This is a genomic window from Streptomyces sp. NPDC048370, from assembly GCF_043200825.1.
GTDB lineage: Bacteria > Actinomycetota > Actinomycetes > Streptomycetales > Streptomycetaceae > Streptomyces.
The window spans coordinates 55,957-70,429 of record NZ_JBICYI010000002.1 but is presented as its reverse complement, the minus strand read 5'-3'; the positions used below and the strand labels follow the sequence as shown (position 1 = coordinate 70,429).

The window sequence follows — 14,473 nt, the reverse complement described above, 5'->3', positions numbered from 1 at the left end:
TCGACGCGCCACCGCAGGGCTGCGTATCGCCTCACGCAGAGTGAGGACGCCCTCGCCGGGCGTAGGCGGCGAGAGCCGCATTCCGTGGTCGCCCCATACCTGGCCCCGGACCTGGCGCCCCCCTGGGGCCCGGGCGTGACGACTGGCGGTCCGCCCCTGCGGCGGGATGATGGAGGGGAGCTGTGCGTCCGCTCCGCACGCGTACGCGGGCGGGGTGCGTGCCGCGGGGGCGTTGAGGAGGGATGCGGTCTGGATGAGCGCGGCGGCCTTTCCTGCCGGCCCGGACGCGGCGGGCATCGAACTTGCCTGGGAACCAGGCGGTCTCCTCGACGTGCTCGGGGTGGCCGCCATCGTCCTGGACGCGAACGGGCACATCGTCCTCTGGAGCCCGCAGGCGGAGACGGTCTTCGGATACCCGGCGGACGAGGCTCTGGGCCGGCCCGCCGCGCGGCTCCTGGTCGAGGACCGGCACCGGCACCTGGCACTGTCCCTGTTCGAGCGCGTGATCGCGGGCGGCGGACCTTCGGCAGGCGTCTTCCCCGCACGGCACAAGGACGGCCGCACGATCTCGGTCGAGATCCACAGCACCCGGCTCCAGGACGATCAGGGACGGCTCCACGCCCTGGGTCTGGTCTCCGACCGGACCACCGTGGGGCGCGTGGAACAGGACCTCTCCCTCTCCTCCCGACTGGTCGCCCACTCGCCGATCGGCCTGGCCGTCCTGGATCCCGACCTCCGGTTCGTTCTGGTCAACCCGGCGTTGGAACGCATCGACGGCAGGCCGGCCGCCAGCCATCTGGGCCGTACGTTCCGTGAGGTCGCGGCGTCGTCCGACGTCGCCGCGCTGGAATCGACGCTCCGAGAGGTGCTGCGGTCAGGAACTCCCGTCCTCGCACGGACCCTGCGGGGACCCGTCGACTCCGGCGGAAGGGAGCGGGTCTGGTCGATGTCCCTCTACCGCCTGCAGACCCCGGGTCGGCTCGTCATCGGGGTCGCCGCGTCGGTCGTGGACATCACCGACCAACACCACGCGGCCAAGGCCGCCGCGCGCGCGAGGCGCCGCCTCGCGGTCGTCGCGGACGCATCCGAGCGCGTCGGCACCACACTCGACCTGGACCTCACCGCTCACGAACTCGCCGACCTGGTGGTGCCGGAGTTCGCCGACATCGCGGCCGTCGACGTCCTGGATTCCATGCTGGCCGGGCCGCACCTCCAGGGCACCAGGGCAGCCCCGGGGACGGCGGTGTTCCGCGCGCTCGCGGTGAAGGCCGCGTACCCCAGCCCGGCCGAGGCGGCCGCCGACCCGGTCGGCGAACCGGCCCGCTACGACACGGAGCGGCTGGTCACCCGGTGCGCCAGGACCGGCCGACCCGTCCTCGTCGAGCACGTCACGGAGGGCGACCTGGCCCGGATCGCACGTGACGGCACCGCCGCGGCACTCCTGCGGCAGGCGGGCGTCCACTCCTACCTCGCCGTCCCCCTGCGCGCCCGCGGTGTCGTCCTCGGCGTGCTCGACCTGAAGCGCGCCCGCAACTCGGTGGCGTTCGACCAGGACGACGTACTGCTGGCGGGGGAGCTGGCGGCCCGCGCGGCCGTCGCCATCGACAACGCCCGCTGGTACCGGCACCAGAGCCAGGCCGCACTCGTCCTCCAGCGCCACCTGCTCCCGCACGGCCCGCCACGCCTGAAGTGGCTCGACGTCGCCGTCCGCTACCAGCCCGCGTCGGCGGCGGTCGAGGTCGGCGGGGACTGGTTCGACGCCATCCCGCTGCCCGACGACAAGACGGCCCTGGTCGTGGGTGACGTCATGGGCAGCGGGATCAACGCGGCCGCGACGATGGGGCAACTGCGCACCGCCGCGCACACGCTCGCCGGACTCGGTCTCGCCCCCGCCGTGATCCTGAACCAGCTGGACCGTACCGCCGCCGATCTGGACGACGCGATGGCCACCTGTGTGTACGCCGTGTACGACCCCCACCGGAGGAGCTGCCGCCTCGCCTGCGCCGGGCATCCTCCGCCCGTGCACGTGCCGGCAGGGCTGGCACCGCGCCTGCTCGACCTGCCCACGGGCGCGCCCCTCGGCGTGGGCGGAGTCCCCTTCGAGACCGTGGAGATCCCGTTCGGCGCCGGGGACGACCTGGTCCTTTACACGGACGGCCTGGTCGAGACCCGGGACCAGGACATCGACGTCCGCCTCGCCGCCCTCACCGACCTGCTCGCGCAGTCCTCCTCCCTGCCTCTTGAGGAGACCTGTGACCTGCTCCTCGGCGCGCTGAGACGCCCTGACGACCACGACGACGTCGCCCTGCTCATCGCCCGCGCCCAACCCCCGCCGCGCGCGGACCAGGAACAGGCCCACGGGAGCGAGGACCACGCACGGGACCACGCTCGGGACCACGAGGACGGCCGGAAGGAGGCGGCACCGTGAACGGCACCGCGGTCCCCGACGTCCCGGGCGTCCCCGACGTCCCCGGTGACGACCTCCCGCCCTTCTCCGAGGAGACCGCCGCCGCCCTGCTCGACACCAGGGGAAGGGTGAGCGGATGGACGCCGGAAGCCCGGGCGCTGCTCGGCCGGTCCGCCGCGGACGTCATCGGCCGACCCGCGCGCGCACTCCTCGCGGACCCTCTCTCCTGGACGGCGCTCGTGGAGGCGTACGCCAAGGGGGAACGGCGCGGCGAGGCCGTGCTGCGTACCGCCGGGGGCGACGCCCTGCCCGTCGTCTTCAAGACGTTCGGCCTCACCGACGGCGACGGCGACGCCGACGGGCACGGGCACGGCGGTGCGGGGGAGGAGCACCGGGCCGGAGACGAGGCCTTGTGCCTCGTCCTGGCGGCCCCGGCGGCCCTGGCCACCCGCTGGAACCAGGACGGGGCGTTCGTCAACGAGCTCTTCCTCCAGGACCGGGTGGGGCTCGCCGTGTTCGACCCGGGGCTCCGGCTCCTCCGGACCAACACCCACCTCCTGCCCTACACCGGCGTACCGCCCGACCTGCGGGGGCGCCGCCTGTCGGACTTCCTGTGGCCGGGGGACGCGGAGGCGGTCGAGGAGCAGCTACGCGGGGTTCTGCGCACGGGCCGGCCAATGGTCGGGGTCGAACAGATCCTGCGTACCGTCGAGGATCCCGCCGGCGGAGTGTTCATCACGATCTCGGCGTTCCGCTTGCAGGCTCCCGACGGCCGGGTCCTGGGGCTCACCGCCCTCTTCACCGACGTCACCGAACTACGCCGTTCCGGCGAGCGCCTGGCCCTGCTGCACCACGCCACGGCATCGGTCGGCGGTTCGCTCTCGGTCAAGGACACGTGTGCGGAACTGGCCGCGGCGCTCGTACCCGGTCTCGGCGAACTGGCCGTCGTGGAGATCGCGGACACCGTGTCCGTGGGCGAGGAACCGGTACCCGACGAGGAAGGCCGCCTGCTGTTGCGCCGTACGGCCGTCGCCGGACGGCCCGCGAAGGGGGAGGCCCCGCCGGCCTCGACCGTGGTCCGCGTAGCAGCCCCGATCACGGACACCGGCACCGACACCGGAACAGGCGCCGTCACCGACACAGGGACCGACGTCGGGGGCTACCCGATGTCCATGACCGCTCTTCTCCGCGCGAGAGGAATGGTCCTCGGCCGGGTGTCGGTGGGCCGGCACGCCGACCGTGGACCGTACGAGAAGCCCGACCACGACCTCCTGCGCGACATCGCCGACCGCGCGGCCCTCGCCCTGGACAACGCCCGCCGTTACGCGCGCGAGCACCGGGCAGCCGTCGGCCTGCAGCGCAGCATGCTGCCGCCGACACAGACCGAGACCGTCGCGGCGACCACATCGGGCACGTACCTCCCCGCCAACACCTCGACGGGCGTGGGAGGAGACTGGTTCGACGTCATTCCGTTGTCCTCCGCGCGGATCGCGCTGGTCGTGGGGGACGTCGTAGGCCACGGACTCGCGGCCACCGCCACGATGGGCCGACTGCGCACGGCCGTCCGCACCCTCGCCGATCTCGACCTCGAACCCGACGAACTGCTCACCCACCTCGACGATCTGGTCGCCCAGCTGGTCGCCGAACCCGAGGACCCGGCGGAGGAGGACGACGAGGACTCCGCGGGCGAAGGCCGGGACCGCGGGGACGACGGATGGCGCGACCGCCACCCTTCCTCCTCCTCCACGGGCGCGACCTGCGCGTACGCGATCTACGATCCGGTGTCCCGGACGTGCGTGGTGGCATCGGCCGGCCATCCACCGCCGGCGGTGGCGGATCCGCAGGGCAACGTCTCGTACCTGCCGGTCGACCCAGGTCCGCCGCTCGGTGTCGGCGGTCTGCCGTTCGAGACGACGGAGGCCGAGGTGGTCCCCGGCAGCGTCATCGCCCTCTACACCAACGGCCTGATCGAGAACCGGGACGGCGACCTGGAAGCGGGGATGGCCGAACTGTCCGGCCACCTGGCCCGCCCCGGCTCCCTCGTCGGGCCTCTGCGCGACCTCGGCAGGGAGATCGTCGCGGGCCGTCCCGCCGCCGGACTCGGGGACGACGTCACCGTGCTGCTCGCCCGTACCCGAGGCGTACCGGCCGAGGACGTGGCCGCCTGGGAGGTCGAGGCCGACCCGGCGGCGGTGGGCACGATGCGGGCGGCCGCGGAGGAACAACTGCGCACGTGGGGACTGGAGGAGCTGGCCTTCACCACCGAACTGGTGCTGAGCGAACTGCTCACCAACGCCATCCGGTACGCCGGCGGGCCGGTCAAGGTACGGCTGATCCGCGCGGGCCGGCTGATCTGCGAAGTGTCCGACCCCAGCGCCACCCACCCCCGCATGCGCAGGGCCCAGCTGACCGACGAGGGCGGCCGCGGCCTCTACCTGGTGGCTCAGCTCACGACCCGCTGGGGCAGCCGCTACAGCCGGAGCGGCAAGACCATCTGGGCGGAGCAGGAGTTCGGACCCCCCGGATGACCCGACCGGAGCGGTGCGATACGAAGGCTTCCGTGAACGATCAGAACCAGACCTCGACCGTCCGGGCCTTCATAGCCCTCGCGCCGCCCGACGACGCCAAGGCGGAGCTGGCCCGGGCGCTGCAGCCCGCCTACGAGGCCTACCCGGGCATGCGGTGGAACCGCATCGAGGACTGGCACATCACTCTGGCGTTCCTCGGAGAACTCCCGGTCGCGACCGTACGGCTCCTCCAGCCGCCGCTCGCGGAGTTGGCGGCGGTACGCAGCCCCCTGGAGCTGGCGTTGCGCGGCGGCGGACACTTCGACGGACGGGTGCTGTGGACCGGGACCGACGGCGACCTCGAAGGCCTGCACCTGCTGGCCTCCGAGGTACGCGCCGTGGTCAAGGCGTGCGGGATCCCCCTCGCGGACCGCCCGCTGCGCCCGCACCTCACGCTGGCCCGTGCTCGTCGAAACGACCCCACGTGCGTGGTGGACGCCGCCTCCGACCTCGACGACTTCACCGGCCATCCCTGGTCGACCCCACGCCTCCACCTCGTCGCCAGCAACACGGCCCGGGGCCCGGGCCCGATCCACTACCGCGACGTCGACTCCTGGCGCTTCGGCGGCGGTCGCTGAAGGGGGGGAGGAGAGCGGGCGGACAATGGCATCTCAGGGCTGCGGGGCCAGGCCGAGCGGAGACGAAGGACAGATGACTCTGACAGAGGGCCAGCGGGTGAAGCTGGCGGAGGACCTGAGGCTTTCCGGGCAGGTCTCCCGGGCCGACGACTCCTCGACGGACCCGGCTTCGGACACGGGCACGGACCGGGACACGGGGTGGGGTGCGGGCTTTCTGGCCCTGGGCGCGGGCATCTCGGGCACCGTCGAGCGGATGAACGAGCACCGGCGTGAGAAGGGCCAGGAGGTCCGCGAGTACGAAAGGCTCAAGTCGCTCCTCGACGACTTCGGCCACCAGATGCCACCGGGCAGCAGGAAGCAGCTGGACGAGCAGGTCGCCTCGCTGAAGCCCGCCTGGGAGAGCTACCAGGAGCAGCAGCGGGTGACGGTACGAGTCCGCTTCGACAACGGATTCGTCCTCGACGAGGCACCCGCAGACCTCTTCACCCCCGCCTGATCGTCCGCGCGATGACGGAGATAGATGGAACCGCTCCTCTCCCAGATACCGACTGCCTTCTGGACCGTCCGGCACATCGGTTCCCGCTTCCCGGGATCGGCTGCGGTGACCAACCGCCCCGGTCTCGAGGCGGGCGCCAACTGCCAACTGTTCGCCTATGAGGTGCTCAGGCACTTCGGCCTGGCCGTCCCGGCCCTGCGGTCCAGCGACTTGTGGCACGACACCACAGCCACAGCTCACGTGCCGGCCGCCCAGCCGCTCGACCTGCTCCTCTTCAACGCCACGGAGGACCCCTACGGCGCGCACGTCGGCGTCTCGGTCGGCCCCGACGCGGTCCTCCACCTCAGCGCGGAGGTAGGACGTCCGGCCGTATGGAGTCCGGCCGACTTCGCGACACGGCAGCGCTACCGCGTCTTCATCGGCGCGAAGCGGAGCATCCGTCCGGCCGGACATCCGACCGCCGGAGGCGACCACGAGCGGGATCGCACGGCCGGTCCGTAGTCGCCGACACGACGACCCGGCCGGCACCGCCTCCCGGACGCGTCGCTTCAGTCGACGTCGGCCCGGGTCGTGCCCATCTTCAGGCCGTCGACCCAGTGGACCGACTCGACGTCGAAGATGGTGGAGCCGTACGAGCCCCAGCGCGGGACGTTGCCCCGGAGGTCCCATGTCCTTGCGTTCTGACGGTCGACGACCAGTTGGCCGTTGACGTACAGGGCGAAGGAACCGCTCGTGGAGGTCTGGGCGTTGATGCCAAGCTCGATCTTGTTCCAGGTGGCCGGCGTCCAGGCGACGCTGCCGACGGAGATCCACTGCTCGCCCGGGGCGACATACCAGATCTTCAGCCGGCTGTGCTCGACCTTCATGATCACCGGGTAGTTCTGGTCGTGCTCGTCACCTGTTCCCCATGACTTCCACTGGAAGATGGTCTGGGCGTTGCCGGTCTTGGTCATGGACTCCCAGCCGAACCAGTACGTCCTGCCGGACGTGAGGGTGCGGCCGGCGATGCCGTGGCCCTCGCACCGCTCGGAGCCCGCCGCCTTGGTGAAGCCGAAGATCTTTCCTCGGCCGTCGTTCCAGTTGGGCTGGTACACGTACGAAGGGGAGTCGCAGAGCACCGACGCGAAGACGGCGGTGCCTCCGTTGTCCGCGTCGCCGTCCCACTCGACGGCCGCGTGCGCGGGGGTCGCCTGGACGAGCGCCAGTGCCGCGGCGAGGGCCGCGGGGGCCAAGAGCCGCCCGCGCCGGCGCCGCGGCCGCCCACCCGAGCGGGAGAAGCGGGGGATGCCCCGGACGTTGCTGTGATGCATGGATTCCTCCGATGGGGGAGAGCAGAACGAGGGACAGGGCGGCCACGTCCCGTCCGCGGGGTCAGCCGAGGCGGACCGTGATCTTCTGGGGTGCGCCGGCCTGACCCGTGAGGTCGCCGAACGTGAGCCTCAGCGACGAGCCGGTCGTGGCGGCGGTGACCGTGGCGGGCTTCGAGAGCACCTTGCCGACCCTGCGGTTCCAGACGATGTCCAGGGAGGTGGCCTGGCGCGCGGGGTCCGAGACGACGACGGTCGCGGTGCCGTTGCGGTGCTCCCGTACGAGGACGGAGGCGGGGGCGCTCGCCCGGAGCCTGTCGACGGTGCCCGCGCTCCAGAAGTTCACCGCCGTGAGGCCCAGCTTCTGGACGCGTACGCCCTGCTGGTCGGCGGAGTTGGCGAGGATCCGCAGCCATCCCCGGTCGCAGGCGCGGTGGGCGGTGGTCCTGGCACTGGCTCCGGGCAGCAGGACGTAGGCGTAGTCGCCGTCCGTCGGATCGGTGCCGTGGTCGGTGAAGAGGGTCAGGTAGCGGCGGGTGATCGGGTCGGGGGAGCCGCCGGTGTTGATGTCCCTCCAGGAGCCGGTGCGTTCCTCGCGTACGGCACTCAGCTTCGCCCCGCCGGGGAAGACATAGCCCGCCTGTCCGGCGATGTGGGCCCACTGGGCGTTGTCGAAGGTGGCCGTCCAGCCCTGTGTCAGGGGCTGCGCCTCGCCGTCGACGGTGAGGGCGGGCGCGCCGGCGGCGCCGAGGGCGCGGTTGTCGACGGTCGTCTCGACGGCGTGGCCGTCGGCGGAGGTGATGCCGGCGCCGAGGCACACGATGGAGTCGTCGAGGCAGAACCAGGACTTCTTGGCGTCCATGGTGCTGGAGATGCCCTTGAGGTGCTGGCCGATGGCGGCGTACTCGCCGTCGGTGGTGCCGCCGACCCAGGCCGCGTCCGGCATGGGCTGTCCCCAGTTGCCGCCCTCGCCGTCCGCGAGAGGCTTGCGGGACGCGGTGATTCCTGGCAGGCGGTAGGGGTCGACGGTGGGCCAGTAGGCGTCCGAGTACTGCTCAAGACCGAAGTCGCGCCCCCACCAGGAGAGCCAGCCGGCGCCGGTGTGGTAGCCGCGGGCGTGCTCGCCGTTGCCGAACTCGTAGTGGGCGATGCGGTTCGAGGCCATCGAGAAGGAGGCCGCCCAGTCACGACGGCGGTGGGTGGCCCGTGCCATGTTGGGGAAGAGGCGGTGCTCGACGGGCTCGGGGGCGGCCGTGACGGAGGTGTCGTCCTGCAGCGCCTGCAGGAGTGAGGCCCTGATCAGGCTCAGGCCGGGGTTCTTGAGCGCGGGGTAGTAGTAGTCGCGCTGCAGCCAGCCCTTGACCATCGCGCGCCAACGGGCGTTCTCCTCGGGGCTCGCCCCCTGGCCGACCAGCAGAATCGTCGCCATGAGGCCGTGGGCGCGCTGGTGTTCGTTGGTGCCGATGCGACTGATGCCCCGGCTGCTGACGTTGTCCATCATCAGACCGTTGTAGATGAACGGTGCGACCGCCTTCTCGATCGTGTCGAGGAAGAGCTGCGTGCCCGAACCCGTCACCTCCCAACTCGACCCGCGCAGCAGCGCGAGCAGCCGGCCGACACCGTCGTGGAGCACGGAGCCGTAGCCGCCGATGTACGGGACGTTGCGGTGCTGGACGAACGATCCGTCGTCGTAGAAGCCGTCGCCCGACGTGACGTACGGGAACACCGGGGTCAGCGCCTGCGACGCCAGCGCGATCTTGCCCGTGTCCTTGCCGACGATGCCGCGCAGGATGACCCCGCGACACAGGTCGACCCGATTGGCGCCGGTGCTGGTGCCCGTGTACGAGGCGAAGACCGAATCCGGCACGAACGCGTCCACGGCCCGGCAGTAGTCGGCGATCCGCGCGGCCGACAGGTGCTCGTACATCAGCACGCAGGTGTCCATCAGCGCCTGCGGGGCGCCGATCTGCCAGTTGTACCAGTTGCCGTACCGTGCGGTGTTCTCGTTGTAGACCTCCGCGTAGAGGTGGTCGAGGCCGGTGAGGACGGCATCGCGGAGGCCGGGGTCGCCGGTCAGTCCGGTGCCGGGCTGGGAGTACGCCTCGGCCATCGTGCGCAGCCGGTTGTAGCTCTCGTTCATCACCGCGGAGAAGGCGTAGGACTCCGCGTCGAGGTCGGGCTCCGGGTCGGTCCAGGAGCGCCCGGGCCAGAGCGAACCGCTCGCGGGCGCCATGGTCGCCGCGTATCCGGACGCGCTCGTACCGAGGTTGGTGAGAATGGTCCGGAACGGCTCCGCCGTCGGGCTGAAGCCCGTACCGAGGACGAGGTCGCGCCACTTGCCGCGCAGCGCGTCGAACTCCGCGTCGGACGCCGTGGTGAACGTCCCGTCGGCCCCGGTGACTTCGGAGGCGGCTGCGGACGGGTGCGCGAGCGTTCCCGTGAGCCCGAGGGCGAGCGCGCCCCCACCCGTGGCCTGGAGGAATGTGCGGCGACGCCAGGGAGATGGCATGGGAGACGACCTTTACGGGAGGAGCGCGTCGTTGCCTCGGCGCTGTCGCTGGCTCGTAAGCGTGGGGTTTCTAACACGCAGAAAAGCAGGACAGCAACAGTTCGGACAGGAACAGCCGCTGATTGTCCATTCGAAAGTAAACAGACAGAATCGATCCAAGGGTCGCTACACTGCGCTTGAACTGGGGCGTCGGCGGAGGGGAGCGTGACAGTGCACGCGGAACACAGGCACCAGGCGATCCTGCGCAGGGTGCGGGAAGAAGGCTCGCTCCGGGTCAGCGACTTCGCGGCCGAGTTGGGCGTGTCTCCTGTCACCGTCCGCCGTGACGTGGAGATCCTCGCGGACCGCGGCCTGGTCGCCCGTGTCCACGGCGGGGCCGTGCTGCCCGAGACCTGGGCGGAGACCGCCGGCGCGGAGGCGGGTCCCGTCGCGTCGGCCCGTGGCCGGGAGCGCGTCATCGGCCTCATCGTGCCGTCCGCCGACTACTACTACCCCGAGGTGATCAAGGGCGCGCGCGAAGCCGCCGCCACCCGGAACGTCCGCCTGGTCCTTGACATCTCCGGGTACGACGCGGACGAGGAACGCGCGCAGGTCGAGCGGATGATCGGCGACGGGATCGACGGACTGCTGGTGGTTCCGACGGGACCGCGCGGCTGGTACGAGGAGTTGCCCGTCCCCGTCGTGATCGTGGAGCGCCGCCCCGAGGCCGACGAGGTGGTCGGGATCGACCATGTCGTCTCCGACCACGTCCACGGAGCTCGCCTGGCCGTGCGGCATCTCGTCGAGGTGGGCCGCCGTCGCCTCGTGCTGCTCGTCCGTGGGACGAGCCCGACCGCACAGTGGATCATCGAGGGCTTCGAAGGCGCCGTACGCGCTGCCGGCCTCGAAGCGCCTCTTCCGGCATCCGTCCTCGACATCCCGGACACGGGACCCGGGAGACCCGAGTACGACGGCCCGTTCGAGGAACTCCTCGACGCCGTTGCGGACGGCCGCGTCGACGCCGTCATCGCCCACCCCGACAAGGAGGCGCTCGCGCTGCTGAGGCGGCTGCGCGCGCGGTCCGTCCAGGTTCCCGGCGACGTCGCGATCGTGGCGTACGACGACGAGGTGGCGGGGCTCGCCGACATCCCGCTGAGCGCGATCGCGCCCGCGAAGCACGAAGTCGGCGCATCCGCAGTGGAGTTGCTGGTACGCAGACTCGACCAGCCGGACGCCCCCAGGCACCGGCTCTTCGTCCTCCCTCAGCTCAGGGCACGCTCGTCGAGCGGCGACTGAGGGGCTGGGTGCCTGCCTCTGCCGGTGCGATGACAGGACAGCGGCCAGCGGTGCCGTCACCGCGGCCATCGCCTCGGGCATGAGCGCTCGTGATGCAATGTCGCCCATGGCGACAGTTCTTGTCGAACGGGGCTACGCGACCGACCCGGATGGCGTCGCCGAGACCGTACGAGGCGTTCTCGCGGCCGGAGCCGTGGGGATCAACCTGGAGGACACCCTGCGTCCCGTCCCCGAGCAGGCCGAGCGGATCGCAGCGGCCCGCGAGGCCGCGGACGAGACCGGCATCCCGCTGTTCATCAACGCCCGCATCGACACGCACCGCCTGCCGCCCGGTGACCGCACGGCCTGGCTGGACGAGACGCTCGCCCGCGCCCACGCCTACGCGGCGGCCGGTGCGGACGGCATCTTCGTCCTCGGCACACCGGACGCCCGGACGGTCAAGACGCTCGTAGGCTCCCAACCCCTACCCGTGAACGTCCTGGCCGGACCCGGCGCACTCCCCGTGTCCGAACTCGCCGCAGCGGGAGCCGCGCGCATCAGCGCGGGATCCTCCATCGCCGAGGCGGCGTACGGCCTGGTCGGCCGGGCCGCCCACGAACTGCTGGAGAAGGGCACGACGACCACGCTGGATGGCGACTTCGACCACCCCACTCTCAACGCGCTGCTCCTGTCCGGCCCGGCGGACTGAAACGCAAACGAGGGCGGCGTCGGGCGGGCGGGGCGGGACGCGCGGAGAACGAAGGCAGCGCCGGGAGGACCCCGTCTTCCGCTGTCACGGTGGTCATCCAGTCCTGGCGGCCTCGTAGGCGGCCCCCGCGAGGACAAGGTCCTCCCACGCCATGCCGACGCTCTTGAAAAGTCGCGGGCGGTGATGCTCGGTCGGGACGTCGCCACGCGCGAGTTCGGCGAGGGTATGGAGCTCCTCCGGGCGCAACAGCCCTGCCCGGACGGGCTGGATGATGTCGCCGGCCTCGCGCAGGGCGGCGGAGCGAGCCTCGACCACGACCGTCGAGCGACGCACCGTCACCTCGTCGACCTCGCGGGCGTCCGGCTCGTGCGAGCCGACGGCGACCAGGGTGGCGTGGTCGGCGAGGAGCGTGCCGTCGAAGAGCGGGGTGCGGGCGGTGGTGCAGCAGGCGACCAGGTCCGCGCCGGCCACCGCGCCGACGTCTCCGGCCTCGACGACGAGGCCTGAACCCTCGTACCGCCGGATGAACTCCTCCCGCCGCCGCTCGTTGCGCGCGATCACGGAGACGTGGCGGAGCGGGCGGACGGCGCGCAGGGCCTCGACATGGCTGTGCGCCTGCGGTCCTGAACCGAAGACGACGAGGCGTGCCGCGTCCGGTGCGGCGAGGAGGTCGACGGCCGCGGCGGAGACGGCGGCGGTGCGGACGGCGGTCAGTTCGACCGCGTCGAGGATGGCCAGCGGCGTGAGCGTGACCGCGTCGAGCAGCAGGTAGGCCCCCTGGATGCGGGGGAGTCCGCGGGCGGGGTTGCCCGGCGCCACCGGGGCGACCTTGACCCCGGCGTACCGAGTCGACTGCGCGGGCATGAGCAGCAGTTGGCCGGCGTCCACGGACACCACGTCACGCGCCGGATCGGTCTCGGGATCGAGCCCGCCCCGCAGCGCCTCGTGGATGGCGGCGATCGCCACGCTCATCGGCAGGGCGGAACGCACCTCACCGGCTCCGATGACGGGGGTGGTGCGGTCGGTCACGTAGTCCTCCCTCCATGACGGTGAACCCTGATCCATGCAATGTCACACGGTACATTGCGGTCCCCTCGCCTCCACCCCCAGCTGCTGCTCAGTCGCCTACCTCTCGACGCGGATGCCCCATCCGCGGGCCGTGGCCACGGAGTAGGCGACATGCGCGGCGGCGACGTCCAGGGCGGCGTGGCCCGTGGACTTGAACACGGTGATCTCTTCGGCATCCCGCCGCCCCGGGTGGTCGCCGCCGAGGACGGAGCCGAGGAGCGTGACGGGCTTCCCGGAGGGAAGGTCCTGGAACTCGTGGGCGCCCGAGGGCGGTCGGGTCGTGGCGGCGCCGGACCACTCGGCGAAGAGGGAGATCGCCTGATCAGTGGTCGTGCCGGTGACCGGCGGACACCCGGAAGGTGCTGAGCACCGCCTTGTGATCGGTCGGCCAGGTCCAGCTCGGCTCCCGGAACGTCTCCCGTCCGGACTCCTCCACCCGCTCGTTGCGCACGATCGAGGTGGACGGGCCGACGATCACGCTGTCGAGGAGGTCGAGCCGCCGGTCAGGGTGGTAGAAGATGAAGTCGATCCGGTCCCGCTCGTCCGCCTTCGGTGCCCAGGTGAGCTGCCCCGGCTCGGCCCCCGGGTTGTCACTGGGCCAGGTGAAGCCCGGCGTACGAACGGGGTCCGGGTAGATCTCGCGGTAGCTGTCGCGGAACCCGGCGTCCTCGATCGCCTTGGTCGTCGTCCACTCGACGACGGTGCCGTTGTGGTCGAACAGGTTCCGCGTGCGGCGGGTCCAGTCGCGGTGCGACGGTTCGTTGAAGTCGCCCGCCAGCATGGTGAGCCGGCCACGGCGGCGCTCCTTCGCGGCGTCCGCGAGGACCGTCTCCGTCACCTGGGTACGACGGGACGCCTCGTTGAGGCGCAGGATCAGGTCGACGTCGGTGATCGGCCCGGTCGGTATCTCGTCCCAGCCGTACTCGGAGGTCTCCAGGGGCGCCGGCGTACCGCCGCCGTAACCGCGAGGCAGGTAGTTGGCGTAGTAGCGGTACTCGAGGTGCCCGGAGTAGGCCGCTATCTCCGTGCCGTCGACCGAGATGACCGCCTTCGACCAGTACGGGAAGGACTGGTGCTCGATGATCGGGTAGCGCGAGATCACCGCGGGGTCGGTCGGGTTCTGGTTGTCGTAGTAGATCAGCCCGCGGTCCGCGAGATCGGCGAGGGTGTTGGCGACCCGCTCCGGGTTCGACTCGCTGAGCATGACGACGTCCGGCTCGACCGCGGCGATCGTGTCGGCGATCCCGGCCCGGCCGCCCGGCACCCGGCTGCCACCCAGCCAGATGTTGAACTGCAGGACCTTGAGGGTCCGGTGCGACGGCTGCGGCCGACCACCCCGGGACGCGGCCTGGGCCGTACCGGCCCCCACCACTCCCGCACCGACCGTTGCGCCGACCACTCCGAGCAGCTCACGTCGCCTGATCATTCATGACCTCCGTAAAACGTCACACAGCATTGGCCCCGAGCGAAGATCGCCGCGGCCTCGGACGCAGTGTCGAGGCGTTCCGCGTACAACGGGTGAAGCTGGGGGGAATCCGCGAGGTGCTCCCCATGTCCGCGCCGTACACCACCACGCCC

The 14,473-nt window shown here is 71.6% G+C and carries 12 protein-coding genes; 7 read left to right on the top strand and 5 right to left on the bottom strand.

Annotated elements, in window-relative coordinates:
- Positions 1-253 precede the first annotated feature (253 nt).
- The 5 genes from ACGFYP_RS04185 to ACGFYP_RS04165 all read left to right on the top strand — a co-directional run bounded on the left by ACGFYP_RS04185 (position 254) and on the right by ACGFYP_RS04165 (position 6,549).
- Positions 254-2,428, top strand: a complete 2,175-nt coding sequence (locus ACGFYP_RS04185; protein ID WP_393486194.1) for a SpoIIE family protein phosphatase — start codon at positions 254-256, stop codon at positions 2,426-2,428.
- Positions 2,425-4,935: a SpoIIE family protein phosphatase gene (locus ACGFYP_RS04180; RefSeq protein WP_393486192.1), complete on the top strand. Its 2,511-nt coding sequence runs from the start codon at positions 2,425-2,427 to the stop codon at positions 4,933-4,935. The genes ACGFYP_RS04185 and ACGFYP_RS04180 overlap by 4 nt, the downstream gene beginning before the upstream one ends.
- Complete coding sequence (gene thpR / locus ACGFYP_RS04175) at positions 4,932-5,552, top strand: RNA 2',3'-cyclic phosphodiesterase (RefSeq protein ID WP_393486190.1); 621 nt, start codon at positions 4,932-4,934, stop codon at positions 5,550-5,552. Before ACGFYP_RS04180 ends, thpR begins: the two co-directional genes overlap by 4 nt.
- A gap of 73 nt (positions 5,553-5,625) precedes the next feature.
- Positions 5,626-6,048, top strand: a complete 423-nt coding sequence (locus ACGFYP_RS04170) for a hypothetical protein (protein ID WP_393486188.1) — start codon at positions 5,626-5,628, stop codon at positions 6,046-6,048.
- Between the two features lie 105 nt (positions 6,049-6,153).
- Positions 6,154-6,549 (top strand): hydrolase, encoded by a 396-nt coding sequence (locus ACGFYP_RS04165; RefSeq protein WP_393486186.1) that lies wholly within the window; start codon positions 6,154-6,156, stop codon positions 6,547-6,549.
- A 47-nt stretch (positions 6,550-6,596) separates the two neighbouring features.
- Here the strand turns inward: ACGFYP_RS04165 and ACGFYP_RS04160 are convergent, their stop codons facing one another.
- Both ACGFYP_RS04160 and ACGFYP_RS04155 read right to left on the bottom strand, forming a co-directional pair.
- On the bottom strand, positions 6,597-7,358 hold the full coding sequence (locus ACGFYP_RS04160; RefSeq protein ID WP_393486184.1) for a heparin lyase I family protein: 762 nt from the start codon (positions 7,356-7,358) through the stop codon (positions 6,597-6,599).
- Positions 7,359-7,419: 61 nt separating this feature from the next.
- On the bottom strand, positions 7,420-9,864 hold the full coding sequence (locus ACGFYP_RS04155; protein WP_393486182.1) for a polysaccharide lyase 8 family protein: 2,445 nt from the start codon (positions 9,862-9,864) through the stop codon (positions 7,420-7,422).
- Positions 9,865-10,068: 204 nt separating this feature from the next.
- On the opposite strand from ACGFYP_RS04155, the gene ACGFYP_RS04150 reads away from it, so the two are divergent.
- Together ACGFYP_RS04150 and ACGFYP_RS04145 are read left to right on the top strand one after the other, a co-directional pair.
- The gene (locus tag ACGFYP_RS04150) at positions 10,069-11,139 is read left to right on the top strand and encodes a LacI family DNA-binding transcriptional regulator (protein ID WP_393486180.1); all 1,071 of its coding nucleotides are present in this window, start codon (positions 10,069-10,071) and stop codon (positions 11,137-11,139) included.
- A 106-nt stretch (positions 11,140-11,245) separates the two neighbouring features.
- Positions 11,246-11,827 carry an isocitrate lyase/phosphoenolpyruvate mutase family protein gene (locus tag ACGFYP_RS04145; protein ID WP_393486178.1) on the top strand — a complete coding sequence of 194 codons (582 nt, stop codon included), beginning with the start codon at positions 11,246-11,248 and terminating at the stop codon, positions 11,825-11,827.
- Between the two features lie 93 nt (positions 11,828-11,920).
- Here ACGFYP_RS04145 and ACGFYP_RS04140 read toward each other — a convergent pair whose 3' ends face one another.
- The 3 genes from ACGFYP_RS04140 to ACGFYP_RS04130 all read right to left on the bottom strand — a co-directional run bounded on the left by ACGFYP_RS04140 (position 11,921) and on the right by ACGFYP_RS04130 (position 14,321).
- Positions 11,921-12,799, bottom strand: coding sequence for an ornithine cyclodeaminase family protein (locus ACGFYP_RS04140; protein WP_393487440.1), 879 nt, complete (start codon positions 12,797-12,799; stop codon positions 11,921-11,923).
- A 153-nt stretch (positions 12,800-12,952) separates the two neighbouring features.
- Complete coding sequence (locus ACGFYP_RS04135) at positions 12,953-13,210, bottom strand: hypothetical protein (RefSeq protein ID WP_393487437.1); 258 nt, start codon at positions 13,208-13,210, stop codon at positions 12,953-12,955.
- A gap of 7 nt (positions 13,211-13,217) precedes the next feature.
- The gene (locus tag ACGFYP_RS04130; RefSeq protein WP_393486176.1) at positions 13,218-14,321 is read right to left on the bottom strand and encodes an endonuclease/exonuclease/phosphatase family protein; all 1,104 of its coding nucleotides are present in this window, start codon (positions 14,319-14,321) and stop codon (positions 13,218-13,220) included.
- Positions 14,322-14,473 lie beyond the last annotated feature (152 nt).

Coding starts and splice junctions, on each gene's coding strand:
- ACGFYP_RS04170 (WP_393486188.1), top strand. CDS start 5,626: ATGACTCTGACAGAGGGCCAGCGGGTGAAGCTGGCGGAGGACCTGAGG.
- ACGFYP_RS04130 (WP_393486176.1), bottom strand. CDS start 14,321: ATGATCAGGCGACGTGAGCTGCTCGGAGTGGTCGGCGCAACGGTCGGT.
- ACGFYP_RS04185 (WP_393486194.1), top strand. CDS start 254: ATGAGCGCGGCGGCCTTTCCTGCCGGCCCGGACGCGGCGGGCATCGAA.
- thpR (WP_393486190.1), top strand. CDS start 4,932: ATGACCCGACCGGAGCGGTGCGATACGAAGGCTTCCGTGAACGATCAG.
- ACGFYP_RS04140 (WP_393487440.1), bottom strand. CDS start 12,799: ATGAGCGTGGCGATCGCCGCCATCCACGAGGCGCTGCGGGGCGGGCTC.
- ACGFYP_RS04145 (WP_393486178.1), top strand. CDS start 11,246: ATGGCGACAGTTCTTGTCGAACGGGGCTACGCGACCGACCCGGATGGC.
- ACGFYP_RS04155 (WP_393486182.1), bottom strand. CDS start 9,864: ATGCCATCTCCCTGGCGTCGCCGCACATTCCTCCAGGCCACGGGTGGG.
- ACGFYP_RS04160 (WP_393486184.1), bottom strand. CDS start 7,358: ATGCATCACAGCAACGTCCGGGGCATCCCCCGCTTCTCCCGCTCGGGT.